The sequence below is a fragment of the Mesorhizobium sp. M0909 genome, assembly GCF_040319515.1.
Lineage (GTDB): Bacteria > Pseudomonadota > Alphaproteobacteria > Rhizobiales > Rhizobiaceae > Mesorhizobium.
Genome location: NZ_JAMYOA010000005.1, coordinates 49,735 through 73,943, shown reverse-complemented (window position 1 = coordinate 73,943; position 24,209 = coordinate 49,735). Strand labels below are relative to the sequence as shown.

The 24,209-nt window shown below is 62.5% G+C and carries 27 protein-coding genes; 9 read left to right on the top strand and 18 right to left on the bottom strand.

Features of this window, described 5'->3' with window-relative positions; translation table 11 throughout:
• Positions 1-25 precede the first annotated feature (25 nt).
• The 8 genes from NKH83_RS09155 to msuE form a co-directional block, all read right to left on the bottom strand.
• Positions 26-175: a hypothetical protein gene (locus tag NKH83_RS09155; protein WP_352803226.1), complete on the bottom strand. Its 150-nt coding sequence runs from the start codon at positions 173-175 to the stop codon at positions 26-28.
• Between the two features lie 3 nt (positions 176-178).
• Positions 179-508 carry a DUF2934 domain-containing protein gene (locus tag NKH83_RS09150; protein WP_352803480.1) on the bottom strand — a complete coding sequence of 110 codons (330 nt, stop codon included), beginning with the start codon at positions 506-508 and terminating at the stop codon, positions 179-181.
• Between the two features lie 116 nt (positions 509-624).
• Entirely contained in the window at positions 625-1,263 is a 639-nt protein-coding gene (locus tag NKH83_RS09145; protein ID WP_352803229.1) for a BA14K family protein, read from the bottom strand.
• Between the two features lie 168 nt (positions 1,264-1,431).
• Positions 1,432-2,202, bottom strand: coding sequence for an ABC transporter ATP-binding protein (locus tag NKH83_RS09140; protein WP_502895557.1), 771 nt, complete (start codon positions 2,200-2,202; stop codon positions 1,432-1,434).
• Between the two features lie 32 nt (positions 2,203-2,234).
• The gene (locus NKH83_RS09135) at positions 2,235-3,233 is read right to left on the bottom strand and encodes an ABC transporter substrate-binding protein (RefSeq protein WP_352799221.1); all 999 of its coding nucleotides are present in this window, start codon (positions 3,231-3,233) and stop codon (positions 2,235-2,237) included.
• A gap of 57 nt (positions 3,234-3,290) precedes the next feature.
• On the bottom strand, positions 3,291-4,139 hold the full coding sequence (locus NKH83_RS09130; protein WP_352507152.1) for an ABC transporter permease: 849 nt from the start codon (positions 4,137-4,139) through the stop codon (positions 3,291-3,293).
• 40 nt (positions 4,140-4,179) lie between these two features.
• A complete protein-coding gene (locus NKH83_RS09125; protein WP_352803477.1) occupies positions 4,180-5,544 on the bottom strand; it encodes an LLM class flavin-dependent oxidoreductase in 1,365 nt (454 codons plus the stop codon).
• 52 nt (positions 5,545-5,596) lie between these two features.
• Positions 5,597-6,154 carry an FMN reductase gene (gene msuE / locus NKH83_RS09120; RefSeq protein WP_352799224.1) on the bottom strand — a complete coding sequence of 186 codons (558 nt, stop codon included), beginning with the start codon at positions 6,152-6,154 and terminating at the stop codon, positions 5,597-5,599.
• Positions 6,155-6,461: 307 nt separating this feature from the next.
• Between msuE and NKH83_RS09115 the strand changes: the two genes are divergently transcribed.
• Positions 6,462-6,671 (top strand): hypothetical protein, encoded by a 210-nt coding sequence (locus NKH83_RS09115; RefSeq protein WP_254819408.1) that lies wholly within the window; start codon positions 6,462-6,464, stop codon positions 6,669-6,671.
• Positions 6,672-6,703: 32 nt separating this feature from the next.
• Here the strand turns inward: NKH83_RS09115 and NKH83_RS09110 are convergent, their stop codons facing one another.
• Positions 6,704-7,996, bottom strand: a complete 1,293-nt coding sequence (locus NKH83_RS09110; RefSeq protein ID WP_352803473.1) for an Nramp family divalent metal transporter — start codon at positions 7,994-7,996, stop codon at positions 6,704-6,706.
• A gap of 235 nt (positions 7,997-8,231) precedes the next feature.
• Between NKH83_RS09110 and NKH83_RS09105 the strand changes: the two genes are divergently transcribed.
• The gene (locus tag NKH83_RS09105; RefSeq protein ID WP_023677305.1) at positions 8,232-8,537 is read left to right on the top strand and encodes a hypothetical protein; all 306 of its coding nucleotides are present in this window, start codon (positions 8,232-8,234) and stop codon (positions 8,535-8,537) included.
• Between the two features lie 185 nt (positions 8,538-8,722).
• On the opposite strand, the gene NKH83_RS09100 is transcribed toward NKH83_RS09105, so the two are convergent.
• Entirely contained in the window at positions 8,723-9,577 is an 855-nt protein-coding gene (locus NKH83_RS09100; protein WP_352799226.1) for an aldo/keto reductase, read from the bottom strand.
• A gap of 229 nt (positions 9,578-9,806) precedes the next feature.
• Between NKH83_RS09100 and NKH83_RS09095 the strand changes: the two genes are divergently transcribed.
• From NKH83_RS09095 to NKH83_RS09080, 4 genes are all read left to right on the top strand, one after another.
• Positions 9,807-10,442, top strand: coding sequence for an ankyrin repeat domain-containing protein (locus NKH83_RS09095; RefSeq protein ID WP_352690320.1), 636 nt, complete (start codon positions 9,807-9,809; stop codon positions 10,440-10,442).
• A 143-nt stretch (positions 10,443-10,585) separates the two neighbouring features.
• Positions 10,586-10,978: an ArsR/SmtB family transcription factor gene (locus NKH83_RS09090; protein WP_352799230.1), complete on the top strand. Its 393-nt coding sequence runs from the start codon at positions 10,586-10,588 to the stop codon at positions 10,976-10,978.
• Positions 10,975-11,508, top strand: a complete 534-nt coding sequence (locus tag NKH83_RS09085) for an SRPBCC family protein (protein WP_352803468.1) — start codon at positions 10,975-10,977, stop codon at positions 11,506-11,508. Before NKH83_RS09090 ends, NKH83_RS09085 begins: the two co-directional genes overlap by 4 nt.
• Before the next feature lie 101 nt (positions 11,509-11,609).
• The gene (locus tag NKH83_RS09080) at positions 11,610-12,185 is read left to right on the top strand and encodes a dihydrofolate reductase family protein (protein WP_352803465.1); all 576 of its coding nucleotides are present in this window, start codon (positions 11,610-11,612) and stop codon (positions 12,183-12,185) included.
• Between the two features lie 122 nt (positions 12,186-12,307).
• Here the strand turns inward: NKH83_RS09080 and NKH83_RS09075 are convergent, their stop codons facing one another.
• The 6 genes from NKH83_RS09075 to NKH83_RS09050 form a co-directional block, all read right to left on the bottom strand.
• On the bottom strand, positions 12,308-13,108 hold the full coding sequence (locus NKH83_RS09075) for a class I SAM-dependent methyltransferase (protein WP_352803462.1): 801 nt from the start codon (positions 13,106-13,108) through the stop codon (positions 12,308-12,310).
• A 166-nt stretch (positions 13,109-13,274) separates the two neighbouring features.
• Positions 13,275-14,186 (bottom strand): DUF930 domain-containing protein, encoded by a 912-nt coding sequence (locus NKH83_RS09070; RefSeq protein WP_352803458.1) that lies wholly within the window; start codon positions 14,184-14,186, stop codon positions 13,275-13,277.
• Between the two features lie 183 nt (positions 14,187-14,369).
• Positions 14,370-15,119, bottom strand: a complete 750-nt coding sequence (locus NKH83_RS09065) for a glucose 1-dehydrogenase (protein ID WP_254819721.1) — start codon at positions 15,117-15,119, stop codon at positions 14,370-14,372.
• Between the two features lie 48 nt (positions 15,120-15,167).
• Complete coding sequence (locus tag NKH83_RS09060; RefSeq protein WP_352803454.1) at positions 15,168-16,172, bottom strand: sugar-binding protein; 1,005 nt, start codon at positions 16,170-16,172, stop codon at positions 15,168-15,170.
• A gap of 53 nt (positions 16,173-16,225) precedes the next feature.
• On the bottom strand, positions 16,226-17,287 hold the full coding sequence (locus NKH83_RS09055; protein WP_352803451.1) for an ABC transporter permease: 1,062 nt from the start codon (positions 17,285-17,287) through the stop codon (positions 16,226-16,228).
• 55 nt (positions 17,288-17,342) lie between these two features.
• Entirely contained in the window at positions 17,343-18,083 is a 741-nt protein-coding gene (locus NKH83_RS09050; protein WP_254819718.1) for an ATP-binding cassette domain-containing protein, read from the bottom strand.
• Positions 18,084-18,535: 452 nt separating this feature from the next.
• Here NKH83_RS09050 and NKH83_RS09045 point away from each other — a divergent pair, with 452 nt between their 5' ends.
• Complete coding sequence (locus NKH83_RS09045) at positions 18,536-19,969, top strand: coiled-coil domain-containing protein (RefSeq protein WP_352803448.1); 1,434 nt, start codon at positions 18,536-18,538, stop codon at positions 19,967-19,969.
• 132 nt (positions 19,970-20,101) lie between these two features.
• Positions 20,102-21,664: a serine hydrolase gene (locus NKH83_RS09040; protein WP_352803445.1), complete on the top strand. Its 1,563-nt coding sequence runs from the start codon at positions 20,102-20,104 to the stop codon at positions 21,662-21,664.
• A 29-nt stretch (positions 21,665-21,693) separates the two neighbouring features.
• On the opposite strand, the gene NKH83_RS09035 is transcribed toward NKH83_RS09040, so the two are convergent.
• Positions 21,694-22,629, bottom strand: a complete 936-nt coding sequence (locus NKH83_RS09035; protein WP_352475600.1) for a hypothetical protein — start codon at positions 22,627-22,629, stop codon at positions 21,694-21,696.
• A gap of 265 nt (positions 22,630-22,894) precedes the next feature.
• On the opposite strand from NKH83_RS09035, the gene NKH83_RS09030 reads away from it, so the two are divergent.
• Positions 22,895-23,335, top strand: coding sequence for a lipid-binding SYLF domain-containing protein (locus NKH83_RS09030; RefSeq protein ID WP_352475599.1), 441 nt, complete (start codon positions 22,895-22,897; stop codon positions 23,333-23,335).
• 18 nt (positions 23,336-23,353) lie between these two features.
• Here NKH83_RS09030 and NKH83_RS09025 read toward each other — a convergent pair whose 3' ends face one another.
• On the bottom strand, positions 23,354-23,986 hold the full coding sequence (locus NKH83_RS09025) for a TetR/AcrR family transcriptional regulator (protein ID WP_352475598.1): 633 nt from the start codon (positions 23,984-23,986) through the stop codon (positions 23,354-23,356).
• Between the last annotated feature and the right edge of the window lie 223 nt (positions 23,987-24,209).

Sequence of the window (24,209 nt, the reverse complement as noted above, 5' to 3'; positions counted from 1 at the left end):
GGCGGGCACCGGCCACCAACGCCCCTCAATGCCTCTTGAAATACTGCACCTCCCGTTCGTGCTTCTCGGCGGCCTCGCGGGTATCGAAGGTGCCGAGATTGCGGCGCTTGCCGGTCTTTTCGTCCTTCTTGCGCGAATAGAGGCGGTATTTTCCGTCTCTGAGTTTTCTGATCATCTGTCACTCCCCGAGCCGCTGCTTCCCCTGGAGGTTGCGCGCGGCTTGTTCGATCACCGCCCTGTCGTTTCCCAGCCTGTCGATCAGCTCCTGCGCCTGTTCGCCCGATATGCCGGTGCGCACCGCCAGGGCCTCCACCGTCAAGACGTCGGAGCTTGCGACCTCGCGGGTTTCCGGCAGGGCATCGCCTGCCGTCAGTGGCAGGGCTGCTTCCCTGTCGATCTCGGCCTCGGCCCGGTGCCAGTGCCGCTCGGGATCGCCATGGATCCCGCCTTCGCGTTCCCAGATCTGGTATGCGCGCTCACGAATCTTGTCGTCCCGGTCGTCGCCCATGTTGATTTCTCCTTTGGGTATCGGATGAACGCCGAGCCAACCCGAACGATCCAGGAAATCTGCGTGATGGTTGGTCGCACAAGGCGCCATGCACTGCGGCCGCCAGCCCGCCCGCGCTACTCGCACTGCCGACGCGGCCCCCCGGAATACGGCTGATAGCTATTGTCTTCCGGTCGGTACGAGCGGTAGCGACTGAAGCAGTATTGCACGTGGTCGGATGAGAGCTCGGCGTCGCCGGTTTCGTCCGGCCGCGGGTAGCCCTCCACCGACGATGTATCGCTCGCCTCGACGTAGCTGCCGTCATCGGTGATGTCGAGATAGGGCGAGATGCAGGGGCGCTGTTGGCCGCTGTAGGAGGTGTAGCGGTTGTCGTCCGGCCGGTAGGAGCGGTAGCGGCTGGCGCACCATTCGACATGAGCGGCGGGCAGCGCTTGCTGCTGCTCTTCCGCTGGTGGCTTGATGGAGCCGGTGGCGGTGGCGTCGGCTGTCGAAGCTGCGGCCGTATCGGCGGGTCTCGCGGTGCGATCAACTTCCGAGGTGCGAACGGGAACCGGGCGGGCCGGGAGGCGCTCGAGGCGCTGCGAGGCCGGGTTTACCGCGCGCGGATCCTTGGCCCACAGTTCGGCGACGCTGGAGGCCGGGGCTGCCGGCCGCACCGGCTTGGCTATCAGAAGCCAGGTGGCGAAGGCCAGGCCGCTGGCGAATACGGCGAGCGTCAGCACGAAGCCGCCAAAGATTGCGAACAAAGCTTTCATGCCGCGCTCCTTTGCCTCCCGGTTAAGGAAATGCCGAGGCGGGGAATCCGGTTCCAGGAAAGAGCGTAGTGCAGGGCACTCGAAGGAAGGCCCATCTCCGTCTCGGCTTCGCCGAGACACCTCTCCCCGCTTCGCGGGACGCGGAATCCAAGCCCTCTTAGGCGGCTTTCAGTGCAGCCCGAATTCGCGCAGCAGTTCTTCGCGGTAGCGTACGAAGCGGCTTTCGCTGCGCTCGCGCGGGCGGGGCAGGTCGATGTCGATCAGCCGCGCCGCGCCGCCTTTCTCCTTGGGCAGGATCAGCACCCTGTCGGCGAGGTAGATCGCTTCCTCGAGGTCGTGCGTCACCATCACCATGGTGACGTTCTCCTCGCTCCAGATGCGCGCCAGTTCCTCCTGCATGCCGATCTTGGTCATCGCGTCGAGCGCGCCTAGCGGCTCGTCAAGCAGCAGGATTTCGGGCTGCACGGTTAGGGCGCGGGCGATACCGACGCGCTGCGCCATGCCGCCCGACAGCTGCCTTGGAAACGCATCGCCGAATTCGGCGAGGCCGACGAGCGCGATATAGAAGCGCGCCCGTTCCTCGGCCTCGGCCTTCGGCACGCCGCGCACTTCGAGGCCGAAGGCGACGTTGCCGAGCACCGTCAGCCAGGGCAGCAGGCGCGGCTCCTGGAAAATCACCGCGCGCTCGGCGCCGACGCCGTGCACCGGCTTGCCGTCGATGGCGACGCCGCCGCTGTCGGCCGCCTCCAGTCCGGCCAGGATGCGCAGCAGCGTGGTCTTGCCCGATCCGCTGGCGCCGACGATGACCAGGCATTCACCCGAGCGGATGTCGAGATTGAGGGTCCTCAGCACGGCAAGCGAACGCCCGCCGATGCTGAACGATTTGGACAGGTCGCGTATGCTGACCTCACCGCCGCTTGTGCCGCTCATCGCGCTCATCTCCCAGCTGATTGTCTTGCCGGTTGGCCTTCTCAGTTGGTCTTGGTTTCGCCGGGCCGGTAGAGGATGTCCGCTGCCTTCAGCTTACCCTTTGGCAGGCGGCCGTCGCGTTCGAGCACGCTGACCCAGAAGTCGATGTCGCGGTCCGTCGCCTTGGCCCCCTGGCGCAGCCCGAAGCCGGTCCAGTAGCGCGCCAGCTCGCCGTTCTCGCCGCGCTTGTCGAGGATGTTTGCCAGTACCTTGCGCGCTTCGTCGGGGTTCTGCAGCGACCAGTCGGAGGCGCGCGCCGACTGCTCGACGAAATTGCGGGCAGCGTCCGGATGCGCGGCGATGAAGTCGCGCCTGAGCACGACGAAGCCGCCGGCCAGCTCGCCCAGCACGTCGGTGTCGTTGAACACGCCGCGAACGCCGCCATTGTCGACCAGCGCCCCGGCAAACGTCGCCTGCCAGTATCCGAGCGCCGCGATGTCGACCTGGCGGGAGCGCAAGGTCTGCTCGAGCTGCGGTCCGGGTACGACAACGAGATTGGCGGCGTCCGGAGACAGGCCGACGCTGTGCAGCGCCTCGCGCACGGTGTAGTCGAGATGGGCGCCGAGCGTGTTGACGGCGATGGTCTTGCCGGCAATGTCGGCGATCGATTTGATCGGGCTGTCGTCGAGCACGTAGAAGACGCTGCGCACCTTGCTGTTGATGCCGTTGCTCGGATAGACGGCGACGAAGTCGTTGCCGCCGGAGATCGAATTGATCACGGCGGCGGTTGCGGCCGAGCCAATATCGACGCTGCCGGAGGCGAGCGCAAACAACGATTCCGGGCCGCCGCCGGAATAGCCGACATTCTCCACCTCGATACCGAGGCCTTTGAAATAGCCGAGCTCGCCGGCCAGCTCATGCGGAGAGATGCTGCCACGGCTGGCGAGGGAGCGGAACTTCACTGGTGCGGCTTCGGCAAAGGCGAAGCGCGGCAGGCCGGCGGCGAGAAGGCCGGCGGCGAAGGGCGCGCCGGCAAGCAGGGAACGGCGGGAGATTTTCATGGTCCGGGTCTTTCCTGATTTGAGTTCTGGCCTGGTTGAGATTCATAAAGGCGGTGGTCAGTCGACGGCATTGCTCCAGCGGCAGAGCCGCCGCTGCAGGCTGACCAGTGCCTGGTTGGCGATCAGGCCGAGGCCGGCGAGGATGACGATTGCCGCAAACATCAGCGGTATCTGGAAGTTGTACTGCGCGTTCATCACCTGGAAGCCGATGCCCTTGTTGGCGCCGATCATCTCGGACGCGATCAACAGCAGCAGCGCCGTGGTGGCGCTGAGCCTCAGCCCAACGAAGATCGAGGGCACGGCGCCGGGCAGCACGACGCGACGGAAGACGGTGAGCTGCCTGGCGCCATAGACGCGCGCCATCTCCAGCAGTTTCGGATCGACCTGCTTGACGCCGCCGATGGTGTTGAGCAGCAGCGGAAACAGCGTCGCCCAGAAGATGACGAACACCTTGGAGGCTTCGCCGAGCCCGAGCAGCAGGATGAACACCGGATAGAGCGCCAGCGCCGAGGTCTGGCGGAAGACCTGCAGGATGGGATCGAGCGCGGTCTCGACCGCGCGCACCTGGCCCATGAACAGGCCAAGCGGGATGGCGACCAGCACGGCGGCCGCGAAGGCGAGACCGGCGCGCTGCAGGCTGATGGCGATGTCGCCGAGCAGAGTGCCGCCGGCCAGTCCCTTCCAAAGTGCCGCGACAATCATGTCGATCGGCGGCAGCACGGCCGCGTTGACCCAGCCGGCGCTGCTCGACGCTTGCCACATTGCGAGGAAAGCGATGAGGACGCCGTAGCGCGACAGGAAGCGAATTCCCGCCCGGCCGCCTAGGCGCAGGAAATCCGAGCCGAGGCTTGTCGTGCTGTCACGCGTGCCGAGGCTGGCGGCCTGTTCGATGTGCTGCAAGGTCATCGTCGTGCCTCTCGCTTCGAGGGTAGTGGGCTTCGTGGAATTATTCGGCGGCCAGCACGGCCGAGCGGGCGGCGGTCCACGGGTTTTCCGGCCGCCTCAGGCCGAGGTTCTCGCGCAGCGTCCTGCCTTCATAGGCGGTGCGGAACAGGCCGCGGCGCTGCAGTTCGGGGATCACCAGCTCGACGAAGTCGTCGAGCCCGCCGGGCAGCCAGGGCGGCAGGATGTTGAAGCCGTCGGCGGCTTCGTTGCCGAACCATTCCTCCAGCTGGTCGGCGACCTGCGTGGCGCTGCCGATGACGGTGTAATGGCCGCGGGCCGTCGCCACCCATTGATAGAGCTGGCGGATGGTGAAGTTGTGCTCGTCGGCAATCTGGCGGATCAGCGCCTGGCGGCTCTTCATGCCTTCGGTTTCCTTGCTTGGCGGCAGCGGGCCGTCGAGCGGATAGCCCCTGATGTCGAGCGTCTGGCCGGCCAGCCCATTGAGCAGGGCCACGCCGTCCTCAGGCAAGATGAGGTCGTTCAGCTGCTGGTATTTGGCGCGCGCTTCTTCTTCTGTGCGCCCGACGAAGGGTGCCACGCCCGGCATGATCAGCACCTGCTCGGGATCGCGGCCAACCGCTGTCACGCGGGCTTTGATGTCGCGATAGAATTCCTGCGCCGACGCCAGGTTCTGATGGGCGGTGAAGATGACTTCCGCCGAGGCGGCGGCGAGCTTGCGACCGTCTTCGGATTGTCCCGCCTGCACCACGACCGGGTGCCCCTGCACCGGGCGCGGCACATTGAGCGGACCCTTGACGCTGAAATGCGCGCCCTTGTGGTCGATGTCGTGGAGCTTGTCCTTGTCGTAGAAGCGCCCCGATTTCTTGTCGCGGATGAAGGCGTCGTCCTCCCAGCTGTCCCACAGCACCTTGACCGTTTCGACATGCTCATGCGCGCGGGCATAGCGCTCGGCGTGGGCAGGCTGCGTATCGCGATTGAAGTTGCGCGCGGTTTCGTCGCCGGCCGAAGTGACGACGTTCCAGCCGGCGCGGCCATTCGACAGATGATCGAGCGAGGCGAATTTGCGGGCGAGCGTGTAGGGCTCCTCATAGGTGGTCGAGGCGGTGGCGATGAAGCCGAGATGCGTGGTGAGCGGCGCCAGCGCTGCAAACAGCGTCACCGGCTCGAAGCCGGCGATCTTGGCGTTGCCGCCTTCGCGGGCGCCGAGGCCGACCGTCAGATTGTCGGCGAGGAAATAGGCATCGAACAGGCCGCGCTCGGCGGTCAGGGCGAGCTGCTTGTGGAACTCGAAACTGGTGGCGCCATCGGCCGGCGCCTCGGGGTGACGCCAGGCGGCGATATGCTGTCCGCCGCCGGGCAGGAAAGCGCCAAGTTTGATTTGCCTGGATTTGGTGGATCTGGTCATCGCGGCGTGCTCCTGGGTGGATCGGGGGGCGAATCTCGGGTCAGTGGTGCGTTCAGGCGGCAAGGCCGACGCCGTAGGGCACCCCGGTCACCCGGCATGCCTCGGCAACCGCTTGCCGGGCGCGGGCGTGGATGGCTTCCGACACCAGCACGCCATTGGCAAAATCCTTCTCGGAGGCGTAGATCGCGGTCGGCACGGTCAGCGCCTCGAAGAAGCCGAACAATGGCCGCAACTGGTGCTCGACGATCAGCGAATGGCGTTCGCCGCCGCCGGTCGCGGCAAGGATGACCGGCTTGCCCCTCAGCGATGACGGGTCGAGCAGGTCGAAGAAGTGCTTGAAAAGCCCGGTATAGCTCCCTTTGAAGGTCGGCGAGCCGGCCACCAGGATGTCGGCGCCCAGCAGCCGTTCGACGATGTTGCGCGCCGCCGGGTCGAGGTCGCCGAGGCGCCTTGCCTGCGGCAGGGACGCGCCGAGATCCTCGATGTCGAAGACGGCGGAGGCCGCACTGATGCTTTCTGCGGCCTGCCCGACAATGTGGCTGATGAACGCCTTGGTCTTCGACGGCCGGGTCAAATTGCCCGACAGCCCTACCACGAGCTTTTTCGACATTCCTGGCTCCCTGTCCAAATGATCTATGTTAAGTCTAGAGAGTTTATAGAATTAAAAGAGCGAGAAAATTTCAAAGGTAGCGCATTGAGCGAACGGAGTTTGCGGAACACCGCCCGTAGTTGGTTCATTCAATGCGGCGTACTGCGCCGGCGCAGCGCATCAACCAGAGGCGCACAGGCCTGCCAGCACCTTGTCCTTCGGGCTGCGGTGAATCAGGTCAATTTGATTCAAATCCGGCTGTGGATATTTGCTTTTGGGTAAATCGAGGCGGTCATCTTGCCGGCCGGCGGGCAACAGGGAGAAGCCGATGACAAGCGACTTTGCCGCCGCACACCTCCATCTTGAACGAGCCAGCCATTATTTGAGCGGCGAGGACGAGACGAGCCGCACGGCTCGTGCGGCTGTGGATCATCTGATCGATGCGATTGTCGCAGTGCAATACAAACGGCCGATGGGCGACGTAGTGGAATTTCCAGGACCGGCAAAGCTGGGACAATCCGCAAGCGGGACGGGTTAACTCAACCGGCGGCGTCCTTTTGTCCTGCCTGATCACATGAACCAGGTTGCCACCAGGCCGATCGTCGCCGAGAAGATGGCGGCGGTCGTTGCCCAACCGAGTATGTTGGTGCTGCGGCTGTTCACCTGGTTGCCCATGATCCTGCGGCTGTTCGTCATCAGCATGATGAGCAGCAGCAAGGGCGGCGTCGAGAAGCCCTGAACTATGCCGGACCAGACCAGCGCCTTCATCGGATTGAAGCCGAGGAAGTTGAGGCCGGCGGCGATCACCGTAAAAAATCCGATGGCGAGATAAAATTTGGGCGCCTCTCGAGCCCGGGCGTGCAGGCTGTTTTTCCAGCCGATGGCTTGTGCCACGTCATAGGCAGCGCCGGTAGTCATGACAGGAACCGCTAGGAAACCGACGCCGATCACGCCTGCGGCGAACAGGACGCTTGCGGCCTGCCCGGCTAGCGGGCGCAGCGCCTCCGCCGCTTGCGCAGCCGTGTCGATATCGTGGTGGCCCGTCTTGTAGAGCGTAGCACCCGTCGACAGAATGATGAAATACATGATGAGATTTGAAAACATCATGCCGATGAGGATGTCCCGGCGAGAGCGACGGAGTTCGGTGTCGGTAGCGCCCTTCCTTTGCCCGAGCGTCGTTCGCCCCTGGGCAATCTCCTCCTCGACCTCCTCATTGGACTGCCACGTGTAGAGATAGGCGGACAGCGTCGTGCCGATAATGGCGACCAGGATCGACAGGAACTCACGGTTGAATTCGATCCGCGGAAGCAGCGTTCCGCGCAGTACGGCCGCGGCGTCCGGCTTGGCCAGAATGGCGGCACCGACATAGGCGAGCAGTGCCAACGCCAGCCACCGAAAGATGTTGCGGATCAAAGTATAGGAGCCGAAGACCTGGAGGGCGAAGATGATGGCGGCGACGAACAGCACGATCAGCGGGATGGGAAGTGGCACGAACATGTTGATTGCGGCCGCCATTCCACCAAGATCCGCCGCTGCCTCGATGGTGTTGCCGACGAGAACACCCAACAGCACCGACCAGAGCAGCCACCGCGGATAGAAGTCCTTGATGACGTGGAACAATCCGCGCCCGGATACCTGGCCAAGCTTCGATGACAGGTAGACGACCACATACATCATCGGCAACGTCACCGGAGCCGTCCAAAGCAGGTCGGGTCCGAAGCGGGCGCCGGCGCTCGCATAGGTGCCTATCGCAGAACAATCGTCGTCGGCTGCCCCGGTTATCAGGCCGAGGCCGAGCGCTCGTCCTATGCCGCCTTTGCCCTCCTTGGGTGGGTGGGAATGGTCAGAACCGGCCTGCCTCATTGCGACCGGACCGGGTTGCGAACGAAAGACGCGGCCTGCCATGCACCAATGGTAAGGATCGGTCGGGGCGCTGGTCTCATTTTTGCTTCCTTCAACAACTTGCCCAAACCCGGCGTGCCATGACTTGTTCCGCGACGACGGGGCAGGGTTTTGCCTCAGGCAAAAAAGTTCGGGTTGACCGCTTCCGAGCTCGAAGCGACTATCCGTTCGAGGCGAAGATCGCAGGAGGAATGCAATGGACGAGCCCGGTCAGTGGCGCCACATGTCGAGCGCGCCAAGGGACGGCAGCAGAATCCTTGTCACGGTTCGGCCGTCCGAACAGGGTCCGGCCGAGGTCGACATGGCTTACTGGGCCCGCGCCGACCAGTTCGGCAGCGAAGGCTGGCGCGCTTCCGATTCGTCGCCAGGACGCATCGTCGAATATGCCGAACCCGAACTGAAGTGCTGGATGCCGCTGCCGTCGGCCAATCTGAGCAAGGGATCGATGCCTAGCCCCTGGGAAGGGGAAGATGTGCCGTTGGTGGATGGCTCGGGGATATGAGGCTAGCGGGAAGGGTGGTCTTGATCGCTGGCGGGACAGCACCCCTCTGGCCTGCCGGCCATCTCCCCCTCAAGGGGCCCTCAGGGGGAGATTGGCCCTCATCGCGGCCTTCGTTAATCTCCGACGCTGTAAGAAGGGCGCGGCCTATTGAAGCTGCCGATCTCCCTCCCGGTTGGCCCGCCTCCTCAGAACAGGAATGCGGCCGTAGCGGGGTTCGGGCCGGTGCGGCCGTCGGGCGAATCCATGCCCCGAATTAGCTCGAGGTCCTTCGCTTCCAGCTCGAAATCGAAGACATCGAAATTGGCGGCGATGCGGTCCTGGTGGATCGACTTTGGAATGACGATCAGCCCTTCCTGAAGATGCCACCTGACGATCGTCTGCGCCACCGACTTGCCGTGTTTCCTGGCGATGCTTTCAAGCGTCGGATCGCTCAACAGCCGGCCGCTGCCCAGCGGGCTCCAACTCTCGATGCGGATGTTGTGCCTGTCGTGGAATTCACGTTTGTCACGCTGCTGGAAGCGGGGGTGGAGCTCGATCTGGTTGACGGTCGGCGTGACGCCGGTCTCGCTGATGATTCGTTCGAGATGGTCCTGGTTGAAGTTCGAAACGCCGATCGACTTGATGCGGCCTGATTGCCTGAGTTCGATCAGCGTCTTCCAGGCCTCGACATATCTGTCCTGGCTGGGTACCGGCCAATGGATCAGGAACAGGTCGATGTGCCCGATGCCGAGCTTGCTCATCGTCCCATCGAAGGCGCGCAAGGCGGCGTCGCGCTGATGCGCGCCGTTGCGCAGTTTCGAGGTGATGAACAACTCGCTTCTCGGCACGCCGGCCGAGCGGATTGCCTGCCCGACACCTTCCTCGTTCTGATAGCCTTCGGCGGTGTCGATCAGCCTGTAGCCGGCCTCGATTCCCCAGCGCACCACCTTGGCGGTGATGGCTGGATCGACCTGCCACACGCCGAGGCCGATTTGCGGAATGGCGGAGCAGTCGTTCAATCTGATTTGTTCAGGTCTATCCAGGGTAATCTGTTCAGGCATGTTCAGGTCCTTCTGCATCGTTCCGCCCGGCGCACGCTCTATCTAGTCTGGATGGCCGCCAAAGCCAGTCGATATCATGAGAATGTGAGGAGACGGACGTGAAGCGCTGATCTTCCGCTTCGGGCCGACAGCTCTCTGTGACCCACGGAGTCCAGGGAACTCCATTCAGGACGATCCCGCTGTCGCGGATTCTGTGGTATTCTGTGGACTATCCGAGGAGGCGACTGCGTTGACCAACAGCTTGGAAGGCGAAGGAGCAAGAGACTGGTCGCCCCTGCTGGTCGCGGCAGAACAAGGCGATGCGGATGCGGTTCGATCGGAATTGGCGGCTGGCGCCGACATCAATCAGTCGGACGACGGCGGCTGGTCTGCACTTCACCTTTCAGCCCTCAATGACCGCACAGCGGTGGTCGAGGTGCTGATCGAAGACCCGGAAATCGATGTGAATGCCAGAAACAAGTGGAAGAGTACGCCCTTGAGCCTTGCGTCGGCCAAGGGACATTACGCGTGTATCTCAGGCCTCGTGAGACACCCCCAAATAGAGATCAACGCGCGAGCTGACTACTACGGCAGAACGGCTCTTATCGAGGCGGCGAAGAACGGGCATCTCGAAGTCGTCAAGTTGCTCGTGGAGAATGGCGCGGAAGTAAATCTGACCGACAAGACGGGGAGAAACAACGCGCTCATCGAGGCTATCAAAGGGCGGCACTACGAGATCGCGGAATACCTGCTGGATTCTGGGAAAGTGAGCTTTATCAACAAAGAAATAAGGCTAAACGCCCTGATCTGGGCTGGCAGCTGCCACAACCCTCAGCTTATCGAAAAGCTGGAAGCCGCGATCCACAGTTTCTTCAACGGCAAATAAGGGCCTCGCCCTTACTGTCGCGGGCCGTCCGTATCTCCCGTCACGTCGATGCGCTCGATGGCGCAAACCGCCCTGCGGCGCTTCACATAATTTATTCAACCAAACGGTTGACTATCTCAAAGCGTGCGTCTATATTCAACTACATGGTTGAATTACAAACACCTCAGATGGATGCGGTCTTTCACGCCCTTGGCGACGCCACGCGCCGGCACATGCTTCGCGATCTCGCCGATGGCGAGAAAACGGTAAGCCAGCTGGCGGAACCCTTCGCGATGTCGCTCGCGGCGGCCTCCAAGCACATCAAGGCGCTGGAGAACGCAGGGCTTATTCGTCGAGAGGTGAGGGGCCGCACGCATCTGTGCCGACTAGCCCCCGGACCGCTGGCCAGCGCCCATCAGTGGCTCAGCTTCTACGAGCGCTTCTGGACAGGTCGTCTCGATGTTCTCGAACGCCTTCTTCGCGAAGAGGACGCACGCAAAGCCCAGGATGAGCCCAGGAAATCGCCCACCAATCCGAAAGAAGGAGACGAGCAATGAACCAGATGAGAAGCATCGACGCCTATGGCGCGCTGAGCGAGCCCGCCACGTTCACCATCCAGCGCCTTTTGCCCGGACCCATCGAGCGCGTCTGGGCTTATCTCACCGAGAGTGACCTGCGCCGGCAGTGGATGGCAGCGGGGCAGATGGAAATGAAGGCGGGCAGTTCGTTCGAATTGGTCTGGCGTAACGACGAGCTGACGGACCCGCCTGGCCAGCGCCCCGCGGGCTTTCCCGAAGAGCATCGGATGGAGGGCCGGATCACCGACCTCGATCCGCCGCGCAAGCTTTCCATCACCTGGGGAAATACCGGCGGCGTCTCCTTCTTGCTGGAGGCGAAGGGTAGCGATGTGCTGCTCACCGTCGTCCATCGCCGCCTGCCGGAACGTGCAATCCAGCTCAACATCACGGCCGGCTGGCACATACACCTCGACCTCCTGGCCGCCCGCCTCGCGGGCAAGACGCCGAGCTCGTTCTGGGACGGCTGGAGCCGCCTGCGGGAAGAATACGACCGCCGCCTGCCGGCCTGATGTAGCTCGCGGCGGCCATCCCTGAGGTCGCCGCCAACAACACGAAGCAACGATGAAACGATGAAACGTGCTTGCATCCGGCAAGCCTGATGGAGGAAGTCATGCGTAAATTGATCGCTGGAATGAAAATTTCCGTCGACGGCAAGATGGAGGGCCCCGAGGGTTATGCCGATTGGGTCGACGCGTGGTCGGACGAATATGGCCTGACGCCGCAAATCGACGCCTGCCTGCTTGGCAGCGTCATGTATGCCGGCTACGAGCGCTACTGGAGCGCCATCCAGAACGAGCCCGACAAGCCGCTGCCGATGACCGGCAAATTGCCGAAGCCGACCGAGCTCGAATGGGCCCGCTTCGCCGCGCAGACCCCGCATTATGTGCTGTCGAACACAATGACTTCGGCGGCCTGGCCAAAGACGCGCTTCGTGCGGAATTTCGAGGATATCGCTGCGCTGAAACAGCAGCCCGGCAAAGACATCTACCTTATGGGCGGCGCCCAAATTACGGCGAGCCTTATCGATGCCGGGCTGGTCGATGAGCTCAGGCTGATCGTCTATCCGCTGCTCGCCGGTGAAGGAAAGGCGCTGTTTGGGACGGCGAAAAATCGTCGTGGGCTCGAACTGCGCAAAGTGGAGCAGCTTTCGGACGGCCGCGTCAGGCTGGTCTACGGGATCGGCTAACGTAGCCACCCTTGGCGGATCCAGCGGGGCCGAAGCGGAGGCCGTCCCCTCAACAGCGGGACAAGCCGGCGCGAGGAGAGCGATGCTTCCTATGCGATGAATGCATCCCGGCTGCCGGCCGGTCAGGCAACGATACCGCGGCAGGCCCATGCGACATTCGCAAAGGATCTCGGGCCGTCGGGCCGGCCGGCCTCGTAGGCGTCGCGTATGGCGGCGTCGACGCGCGCCCGCTCTTCTGGATCGAGCGTGACCACATACTTGCCGAGCGGCCCTTCGCCGGCGGCAATCGGCGCCCAGTAATCGCCGAAGTTTTGATAGTCCATGCGGATCATCAGCTCGGTCTCTGTAACGTCGCGGAGACCCTGCTCGACAAAGGTCCGTTTCATTTCACCGGGCTGCATCATCGGCTGCGTGCAATAGCGGGCGCGCAGCTGACGTCCGCCTTCGCTGAGCACCGCCACCGTGTCGATCATCATGCGCATCCCCGGCATGCCGCCGAGATGGTCCCATACCGTCGCCGCGACCACGCCGCCCGGCCGCACGACGCGGCGCATCTCGGCGACTGCCTTGCCGGCTTCGGGCACGAAATGGAGCACGAGCAGGGCCAGGGCACGGTCGAACGCGCCGTCCTCAAAGGGCAGGGCGCAGGCATCCGCCTGACGGATTTTTATCCGCGGATCGGAGTTGCGCCGGATTGCCTCCTCGACAAAAACGGCTGAAAAGTCGATCGCGGCGACCTCACGGAGGTCAGCGGCCTTGACGAGCGCGAAGGTCAGGCTGCCGGTGCCGCAACCGACGTCGAGGATATTTTCGCCGTCTTTAAGGCCCGCAAAGTCGATGAACAGCGGCGCGAGCCTTTGGCTCCAGCGGCCCATGAGCTGCTCATAGCCGGCAGCATGGTGAACATTGAAACTTGAAGTCATCGAACCCTCCCTTAGGATAAGCTAAACCTCGAAACAGCGATTGCCAAGGCGGGCGAGCATTCGTCCCACGTTGAGGCGGCTGCTGGCGAAAGCACCTCGACGCGTGCCGGGGCGCGAAGACTTCGCCGGCGTCGTGGATTTGATGCGGCCGGCGAGCCGACCTCGATCAGTCTGGGCCACCTATTTGGCGGGCAGTCCGCGGCGCTGGCACTGGATCTCCGACACGGAAGGCGAAGGACACGACTTTCGTTGCGTCCGGATCGACCTCGCAACGAAAGCTCAGGGCGTACCACTGCCCGCTGGCACGGAACTCGGTCCTGGAAACTTGCATGACATTGCCGTCCCTCAACCTGTAGGTACGCAAGACGTCGGGAAAATACGGGGGCGAGGCGTGGCGCAACTGTTCGCCCAGTTCCCAGAAGCAGAGCTGACCGACCCGCTCGGGGCGCGGCACGTTTCTCATGGCGGTTGTCGCGATTGGATCATCGGTTGCTGCTTGCGAGAACAATCTTTTCGCTTTTTCAAGCTTCAACGGCTTTTGCACTTTGGCGACATCCGCAGACTTGGGCTTTGGCGGCTGTGATGCGCCAGGCGGCGGAGCCTGGTCTTTCCCCTCGACCGCTGCCACGGCAGGTGGCTGTGCAAGATCCTGGTTATTGGGATCTTGCGGCGCCGGCGGTTGTTGCGAACCATCCTCCGCACTGTTGCCGTCCAGAGACTTGCGCGGACCGGCGTCCTTCTCACCGAATTGGAAGACAGGTCTCTGCGCGGCGACCTCACGGCTCGCCGGCGGCTCGACCTTTGCTTCCGGCAGCTTTTCCGGCTTGGGCGGTTCAGCGGGAGACGGAGGTTTGGTTTTTTCCGGCGGTTTAGGCGGCGGCAGGATATCCACCGCAATGGCCTGCTCCTTCCCTGGCTGCGAGAGCGTTGCCGGCAGTCCGAACAACAAAAACGCGACGATGAGCAGATGCAGGGCAATCGAAGTGGGCAAGGCCCACCCGAATACCCGGCGCTGATCCCGTATGTCGTTTCTCATCGTGGCCGGTGTGTGGAATGAAATATTGGCGGCATCAAGCATCGATGCCGCCAGACGTCGAAATAACCCGTTGCGAATCGAAAGTCGGCGGCTGCAATACGGCGCGCCATCCAATCGTGTGGCGTCTGCGTCCGCGCAGGGGACCGGGCCAGCAGCGCATGCAGCAAGTCGTCATTTCAGGCGGCTAGCAGGCACGCCCTGTCGGCACGGTGTCGCCGGTTGAAATCACAGGGAAACCGATAGCCCGCCGTCAACGGCCAGCACGTGCCCGTTGACGTAAGCGGCAGCGTCGGAGGCGAGAAACACCACCGCTCCGCCGAGTTCCTCAGGCTGGGCCCAGCGGCCCGCGGGGGTTCGTGCCTCGACCCATTTGGTGAAGGCCTCGTCGTGCATAAGTGCGGTGTTGAGCTCGGTGGCGAAATAGCCTGGGGCGATCGCGTTGACGGTGATGCCGTGGCGGCCCAGCTCAGCGGCAGTGGAGCGTGTCAGCCCGTGCAGCCCCGCCTTTGCCGCCACATAGGCGTGAATGGTGGGACGGCCAAGGATCGCTGCGACCGATCCGGTGTTTATTATGCGCCCGAACTTGTTTGGCAGCATCAGGCGCACCGCGTCGCGCATCATGCGGAAGCAAGCCGACAGATTGACGGCAACCACGTGGTTGAAATCCTCGTCCTGCCATTCGACCAGCGGTTTACGATGCTGGATACCGGCGTTGTTGACCAGAATGTCGAGGCGGCCGTGGCGTTCGACGATTCCTTCGAGCGACGCCCTTGAGATCGCCGCGTCGGTGACATCGAACGGCAGGGCTTCTGCACCGATCCTGTCCGCCGCAGCCGAAAGGGCGGCCACGTCGCGGGCATTGACGACCACCGTCGCGCCGTTTTCCGCAAGTGCCTTGGCCATGGCAAAACCAAGACCACGCGAGGCACCCGTGACCAATGCGACACGGCCCTTGAGCGAGAACAATTCCGGCATTGAGATCCCCTATGAAAAAGGGCGGGAGTTTCCTCCCGCCCAAAAGCACTATTTGGCGACGCAGGTGTCGGCTGTCTCCGGAGTGCAGACATCGAGGCCCGTGTAGGTCGGGTCGGCCGGCGGAGCCTTGCCGTCCTTCATGTCCTTCAGCGCCATCATCGTCTTGTAGCCCATCTCGAACGGCCGCTGGCCGACCTGGCCAAGCGAGAACCCTTCCTTCATCTGGTCGATCTGTACCGGAAGCGTGTCGGCGACGACAAGGGCCAGGGCCTTCGAGGCGATCTTGTCCTTGTACGGTGCGACGGCGGCGCGGTTGGCATCAGGGATGAACTGCGGGAAGCCACCGGTTGGGACAAACGCGTCGAGGTTCGGGTTTTTCGCCATGATATCCTCGAACTGTTGCACCGAAAGCGGGAAATCATCGTTGGTGTAGAGCGGACAGCCTTCGATTTCGGTCCAGCCGTTCTGGCCGGTCAGCCGATCTCCGGGCGAGGCCGCCGATTTGGTGCCCGAAAGCGTATCGCGAATGCCCTGCATGCGCTCGTTGTGGTTGGCCGCCGCGGCGCCGCCGGACTGGATGCAGATCGTGCCGCCTTTGGGCTTGATCTGCATGACAAGCTTGGCGAGGTTCACGCCGATCTCGTAATTGTGGGTGCCGATGTAGGCAACGCGCAGATCCTTGTTTTCGGGCAGGAGATCGGAGTCCCAGGTGAGTACCGGGATGCCGGCCTCCTTGGCGGCCTGCAGCGCAACCGCCATCGCCGCGGCGTTCGATGGCGACACGGCGATGCCGTCCACCTTCTTGGCCACGAGGTCCTGCACGATCTGCACCTGCTCGTCGCCGCCGCCATGTTCGCCGGGACCGATATACATGCACTCCACAGCGCCATTGGATTCGGTCTCGGCCTTCTTGCAGCCGTCGCGTGCCTGGTCGAAGAAAGGATTGTTCATGTTCTTCGGCACCAGGGCGAAGGTGTATTTCGCCTGGGCGCCGGAAACGGCGAGCACCATTGCGCCAAGCGCGACGGCGGCCGTGAGCAGATGTTTTTTCATGTGACGTTCTCCTCCTTGGTGTGATGTCCCGCAAGCCTCCCGCCGGCGGGTTTCTAGCGGCGTTTTTTGGGCATCAAGACTGCCAGCGACGCGGCGAGAATCGATTTGCCGCCGGTTTGCATGCCCAAGAGAACCGCAAGAACGATGAAGGCGCCGACGAAGGCACCCTGCCAGTTTGAATCGATGCCGGCCATCAGCAGCGCGTTCCTGATCACCTCGAGGAAGGCGGAACCGATGATCGCACCGAAGGCCGTGCCGGCGCCGCCCATGAGGCTGGCGCCGCCAATGACTGTCGCGGCGATAACGCGCAGCTCATAGCCTTGGCCCATGGCATTGATAGCCGAGCCGTTATAGCCGAGGAGCAGGAGCGAGGCGAGCGCGGCGGTGAAAGCCGAGAAGACATAGGCCTGGAATTTGATCCAGTTGACCGGAACGCCGGTGAGCCGTGCCGCCTCCTCATTGCCGCCGATGGCGAAGAGATGCCGGGCCCAGGCAGTGAAGTTAAACACGAAGCCGACAATCAGGGCCAGGATCACCATGGTCCAGAATTGTGACGACAGTTCTGGTATCCAATGCGGTGCCCAGTCGTCCAGACCATGCCGCGGCCATTTCCACTGACCGATTGCCTTTACGATCGGGGCATCGGGCCCGAACTGGTAGAGCATCTGGTTGGCCGAGAATACGACCGCCAGCGAGCGCGCGACGGACAGCATGCCGAGGGTGACCACAAAGGACGGCATCCCGAGATAGGCGACAAAGAATCCATTGACCGCGCCACAGGCCAGACCGGAGAAAAGGCCCATGGCGAAGGCGACGTACCAGGGATAGTGCCAGGTGAGGAACAGGCCGGCGACGATGACCACGAGACCCATAACGGAGCCGACCGACAGATCTATACCGCCGGTGATGATGACGATCGTCATGCCAAGTGCCATGATGCCGAAAGGTGCGAAATTGCGCGTCACGTTGGCGACGTTTTCAGAGGTGCCGAAGCTCGGCTCCATCGCAGTCATCAACATGACGAGCGCGATGAGCGCGATCGTCACCCAGAAGGGCTGACTTGAAATCACACGTTGGAGAACTGTTTTTTCCTTGGTCGGAACGAAATCCGACATGACCGGCCGGCCATGTTCTTCGACTGAGCCCTGAACGCCAACTGACTCCTGAACACTATTCGCCACGGATGGCCCCCGTTATCAGTCCAGTGATTTCCTCGGGCGATGTTTTGTCGGCTGGCTTGTCGGCAACTTTCGAGCCCCGCCTGAGGACGATAATACGATCTGCCACGGCGAACACATCAGGCATTCGGTGACTGATCAGCATGACGCCGACTCCTTGTGCTTTGAGGCGTCGGATCAGTTCGAGTACTTCCGCCACCTGGCGCACTGAGATGGCGGCCGTTGGTTCGTCCATCAGCACCAGCTTGGCATTTGAAAGCCGGGTCCGCGCGATGGCGACCGCCTGGCGCTGCCCACCCGACATCTTTCTGACGAGGTCGCGCGGCCGGGTTTCCGATTTGAGTTCCTTGAACAGCGCAGCCGAGCGATCGATCATCGCCTGCTTGTCAAGAATCCTGATCGGCCAGAAGCCTTTCTTGATCTCGCGCCCCAGAAAGACGTTCTGCGCGGCCGTCAAGTTATCGGCGAGCGCCAGGTCCTGATAAACAACTTCGATCCCTTTGGCGCGGGCCTGCACAGGCTGGTGAAAGTGGCACACCTCGCCCTCGACTACAATTTCGCCGTCGCTCGGAGGAAAATTCCCGGCCACCGTCTTGACTATCGTCGACTTGCCGGCGCCGTTATCCCCCATGAGACCAACGACTTCGCCTCGCTCCACCTGGAAGCTGACGTCGGTCAGGGCCTGGATAGCCCCGAAATTCTTGGAGACGTGGCGAACCTCAAGCACCGGCATCGCGGTCCTCCGGGACAACATTTTGTCGGTCTTGTCCCCGGTCTATTCACAACAGCTAATCAGCGAAACGTATTCAACACAATCATTTATTAGGTCAGGCCTCTCGGCAGTGACACGCGTCGTCTTAGGCCGTGACCTTGTAGCTGCTGCAGAACACCGAGGCGCTCGGCCGGTCCTTAAGACAATCACCAGGCGATTCTCAGGCTTGCGCCGCTTCATATCCGTCTCGGGTGAAATGAGTGGCATTTTGCGAGCGGTGCCAACGCCTCGGGTATGGAGCGCCGCAGAACACGGCTTTGCGTCATTCAAACACACGAGGACAGTGGCCAAGCCTGTCCCTAGCCTGCGTCGGCCAGAGCGCACGTCAGGAGATGAACCCCGTATTCGGGGAGGCGAGGTCAAGTGTTGAAAGTCCGCTCCTTAACGGCGCTGCACGAGAGGGATATTCGGTCATGAATTTCAAAGGTTTGATCAAGCGTGCCGAGACTGTGGAGAGAGCCTTCAAGGAGCTCGAAACCGATTTGGCGGATGCGTTTAGCGAATGTCTCAACGTGGACGATCAGCCGCCGTTGAACGACGTCACTGTGCCGGATGAGACGGTATCGGATGAGAATCTCGCGGCAACGGATGACAGCTCGCAGATCGAGGCCAATGCGGACGCCTTCGAGACCGCACGACGGCTGTCCCCCCATACGCAAACCCGGCTGGCTGCCTTAAGCGCGGTCGATGGGCTCTTTCACGACGCGCAGGAGTATCTGGGGGAGATCAATGCGAAACTGTCGGAGATCGCGACCTCGCATCATCTGACGGGCGAATTTCTAAAACTGCTCCACGGCGACATTCTTCGCGCCAACGAATTGGAGCTGGCAAATACCGGCCTGACCGCGCAGCAAAGGGTGCTGTCCGAACAGCTCCACGATGCAACCAGAAAGCAGCGCGAGCGCGACAGCGCTATCGAGGCCCTGCAGCAGCACGAGGCGAGCCTGGTCGAGGACAAGGAAGCACTTCGCGGCGCGCTGGCTGCGGCAAGGCTGGAACTTGTCGTGGCAGGCAATGCGAGCGCAAAACGCGAGGCCGAGTTCGGCGAGCTTGTCAAAACACTCTCAGCCAGAGCCGTCGAGGCCAACAGACGCTCGCGCGAGAACGAAATGCTGCGGGAGAAACATGTCAGCCTGTCGATCGACCTCGACAAGGCGCTGAAACGGGAGGCCGAGGCCCGGCACAGGCTGGACGAACTCTCGACTGTCCATGCCAATGATGCCGCGCAGCTTTCGGAACTGCTGGCCGCGCTTGGCAAGAGCGAGAAAGAGGAGATGCGGCTGCAGAAATCGCTCGATATGGCGCAGGCGAAGCTATCGGAAATAACGGAAGCAGCCCGCCTCAGGGACGGTGACAGGGAAGCCGAGCTTGCACGCAGTGTCGCGGAGATGACCGGCCTGCGTTCTGAAATCGAGGACCTTCGATCGCGGCTGGAGGCCGCCTCCAACCAGAACAGCGAAGCCGCCAGCGAGATCGCCATGCTCAAGGCCCAGGCGAGCGACGCGGTGGCCGAAAAGCAAATTGTCGAGCAAAAATTGTCTGCTCTCATGAAAGAGAGCGAAAACGACAAGATGAACCTTTCCGCAATCAGCGCAAATTTTTCGCAGCTTTCTCTGCAACAGGCATCCGAACAGATACAGTTCGACGTCCAGAGGCAGGAATGCGAGGATCTGCGAGCCGAAGTCGCGTCGCTTCAAGCCCGGGTCAAGGAACTGTTGCCCTATGAGCGGCTCCACAAGGTCACCAACGCCAGACCGCGTGAAGACGGCGTGGTCGAGATCACCGCCGCGGTGGCGGAGAAGGCCCGCGCCGGCAGGCGGCGCCTCCGCCTGCGCGCTGCATCCTAGCTCAGGCGCGGCTGTCTGAATTTCGACTGGTGTGATGCTGACGTCCGTCAAAGGATGGCGGGTCGAGCGTGAGGCTGGCCTTCCCTGCGTCGGCCTGCAATAGTGCACGCCGGTGAAGCGGAGGGGCTGAGCATGCGGCTGTTCACAAACCGGAATCACCTCCGGTGGAGGAGGTTGGCCTTCATCGCAATCATGACGCTTTTGCCGAAGGCGGCGTCGGCCGAGACCATCCCACCCGACAGGATCGCCGCAGCTCTGTCGAAGCTCGAATTGCTTGCCGAAGGCGTCGTCGCGGATGGTAGCGTGCCCGGTCTGGCCATCGGCGTCGTGCACGGCGACGAGGTGATCTTCCTCAAGGGGTTCGGGCATCGCGAAGCCGGAAAACCCGAGATCGTCGATGCTGACACGGTCTTCCAGATTGCCTCGCTCTCCAAGCCGGTCTCCGCCACCATCGTGGCGGCGCTGGTCAGCGACGGGATCGCTTCGTGGGATTCCAAGATCGCCGACCTCGATCCGGCTTTCCGGCTCGCTCAGCCCTATCCGACCAGCGAACTCACGGTCCGCGACCTGTTTGCGCACCGCAGCGGGCTTCCCGGCACCGCCGGCGATGACCTCGAGGACATCGGCTATGACCGCGCGGAGATCCTGCGCCGCCTGCGGTTCGTGTCGCCGTCATCGAGCTTTCGTGCGGGCTATTCCTACAGCAATTTCGGACTGACCGAGGGTGCCGTCGCGGCCGCGAAGCCGACAGGCAAATCATGGGAAGAGGTCGCCGAAGAGAAGCTCTACCGTCCGCTTGGAATGGCCTCGACCAGTTCCCGCCATTCGGACTTCATCAAACACGCCAACCGCGCCGAGCTCCACGCCAAAATCGATGGCGCGTGGACCGCGAAGGTCCAGCGCTATCCGGATGCGCAGGCGCCAGCAGGCGGCGTCAGTTCCACCGCACGCGACCTCTCGCAATGGATGCGCCTTGTGCTCGGCAACGGGGCCTACGCCGGCAAGAGACTCATTGCCGCCGATGCACTGGACCAGACACATATTCCCTTGATGGTTCGCGGCAAGAACCCCGTCTCCGGAGGCGAGGCCTTCTACGGCCTCGGCTGGAATGTCGAATTCGGCCGGCACGGACCGATCTGGGGTCATGCGGGCGCCTTCAGCGCCGGCGCCCGCAGTCTGGTGATGCTCTTTCCCGAGGAGAAGCTTGGCATCGTCGTCATCGCCAACGCCTTTCCGACAGGCGTGCCGGAGGGACTGTCCGACAGCTTCGCCGATCTCGTCTTCGACGGAACGCTGGGAAAGGATAAGGTAAAGGCTTGGAATGATATCTATGCAGGCATGTTCGGCCCGGTGATTGCGGCGGCCAAGGCTACCTATGCCGCGCCGCCCTCTCCAGCAAGTCCGGCGGCGCCGGCCAGCGCCTATGCGGGCCGTTACTTCAACGACTTCATCGGCGATGCTATTGTGTCAGGCGAAGGAGACGCTCTTGTCCTCAAGGTCGGGCCTGCCGGTGCGCGGTCCTATCCACTGAAGCATTTCAACCGCGACCTCTTCGTGACCTTCCCCGATGCCGAGATGCCGGACAGGCCTTCGGCCGTCAGCTTTGCCCTCGGCCCCGACGGCAACGCGTCGGCCATGACCGTCGAATTTCTCGACGACAATCGTCTCGGCACGCTGCAACGCGTGGGGGATTAGCCGCCGCGGGGCGGGCGATGCTTGCCGGTTCAGGATGCCGGGCCGAACTGGAGCAATTTGAAGCAATCGCCGCTTCCCGACTTCAACTGCGTCAGGAAGCCTTTCGACCGATCGATCCATTCCTGGTGCGACTTGGCATCGGCTTCGATCTCATTGGCCGGTGCAAGCTTGACGAAGCTTTTGCCATTGCTGAAAAGCCAGCACGCACGGCCGAGAAACCGCCTGCTGCGCTGGCGCAGGAGGTCGGCATCATAAAACACGTCGAGCACCTCCTGCTTGATCTTCCGCTCCTTTTCGGGATTGGCGATCGCAACCTCGATAGGCTCGCCGCCGATCGCATCCTGCAGGTCCTTGTAATCAAGGGCGATCTGGGTGGTGGCATATTTGACGTCGCTCTCGTCCCGGACGATGTTGAACCACAGCGTTGGGTTGAGCTCGTTGACGACGAACGATGCTTCGAAATCGCGCGACAGATTCAGGATATCGAACCCTTGAACATCGACGTCGCGCTCGACCAGAAGGATCTGGGAAACCTGCTTGGCGAGCGCCGTTCCGTGGGCGCTGACAGCGGCGTTGTCACCGCCGTGTTCCGGACTGACATAGGCACCGCCATCATCCAGCAGCGCGTCGAATTCGCCGAGGGCCTCCACGACAGCGCTGCCGCGGGCAACACGCGCCGCCAGTTTGGCGAGAACCTGCTGAAGCTCCGCTTCGCGTTTGCGCTGGTCCTGATAATTCTGCTGGAAAAAGAAGATGAACAGGGACACGCCAATCCCGATCATGATCACGCCCAGCTGTGAAAAGATATTGCGATAATATTCCAGCAGCTTTTCACGATGGCGTACGTCGTCGCGCACGCTGTGCGCAACGCGAAGATTGACGATCAGCGAAAGGACCAGGAGCCCGGCACCTACCAGGATCAGGCCGCCGATCAGGAGGTAGCCGTGCCGTGAGTTGAAGTCCATTCCCTTGCCGCGCTCCCGAAGCCCCAGACAGCGCAGACTAATACCATTCCGCCTCAACACCTACGATCATCCCCACCATTCGGCCACTGTTCTTACAGCCAGGACTGCGCTCGCCATCCGCCTCGTTTCGTAGCGGTCTTCTCGCAGCCGGATTCAGGCCGCGTGCTTGGAACCAATGACGGGCGAGACTGTTCAGCTATGACTTTGATACGGCGCCGACGTGCCCGGCCGGCTGGGCATGCGGCGATCTTGAGGAGTTCTCATCATGAAGATTTCGTCCAGATTTCGTTCAGTCGCGGTTGCCGTCATAACTGCGGCGGCAGTTAGCTTTACCAGTGTCGCACATGCCGACAGCGGTACGATCCGCTTCGCCATCTACAAGGCGGCCTTCTTCATCGGCGGCGCCGGAGGCGAGGGCACACTGACCTTCCATGGTCGCCGGTATCCCATCTCGGTCGGCGGCATCTCGGGCGGCCTCGCCTTCGGTGCCTCCAAGACCTATTTCAAAGGTACCGTGCGCCACATACGGCGCGCCCGGGATGTGACGGGGGTTTACGGCGCAGCGGGCGGTGGCGGCGCGCTCGGCAAAGGAGCTCAGGTGATCGTCATGACCAATGACAAGGGTGCCCAACTCGAACTCACAGGCAGGCAGGTAGGCCTGCAAGTCAATGCCGATCTCAGCGGTATGAGCATCTCGCTGAAATAAGGACAGTCACTGCATTCGCTATTCCTTGGATGGGCCGGATTTGGCCGTTCCAAACCGCAGCCCATCCATCAGCAGCGACACCAATCGGCGCGAGCGGTCGCGCCAGTCCTTGGTGTCCGGGGCCGAATAGATGCCGCCCAGCGCATGCAGCACATCGGAGGCATCGACGTCGCTGCGGATCGAGCCGTCGGCGACCGCGGCATCGATCAGCCGCCGCAAGGCGAGCGTCACCCTGCCCGAAACGTCGGAGAACAGGGTGGAGTTGGTCGTGAGCAGGATGCGCAGGCTTGTCGACAGCCCGCGCTTGGTGGCGATGTAGTCGACGAAGCGCTGCATCCATTGTTCAAGCGCCACGTCGGGCGCATGATCGTGGGCGAGTTCGTCAGCCGCCTGGCACAGCCCTTCCACTTCGCGCCGATAAACCACCTCGACCAGATGCTCGCGGGTTGGGAAATGCCGGTAGAGCGTGCCGATGCCGACGCCGGCCTGGCGCGCAATCTCCTCCAGCGAGGCGTCGACGCCATGCGCGGCAAAGGCCTTTGCCGCGACCTCGACCAGCGCGTCGCGGTTGCGCTGCGCGTCGGCGCGCAGCGGTTTTGCAACGGCGGCTTCGGTTTTGTCTCCAGGTATGACGGGCGGCTCCGCGGCCAATTTCTTCTCCAGTGCTGATCCGAAGCATAATCGGATAGGCAGGCCCCGTTTCAAGAACGCAGACTGTTCCACCTTCGTTACGTCTCCGACAAATATAATCGCAAGTAACTATAATCACAGGATCGAGTTTGGGCCGGCGTTCCGGCAGGCGAGGCATCTTGCCCGCCTCCGGTGCACGGCCGGTGGATGACGACGGAGGATATTTCCTCACGGCCCGCACTCC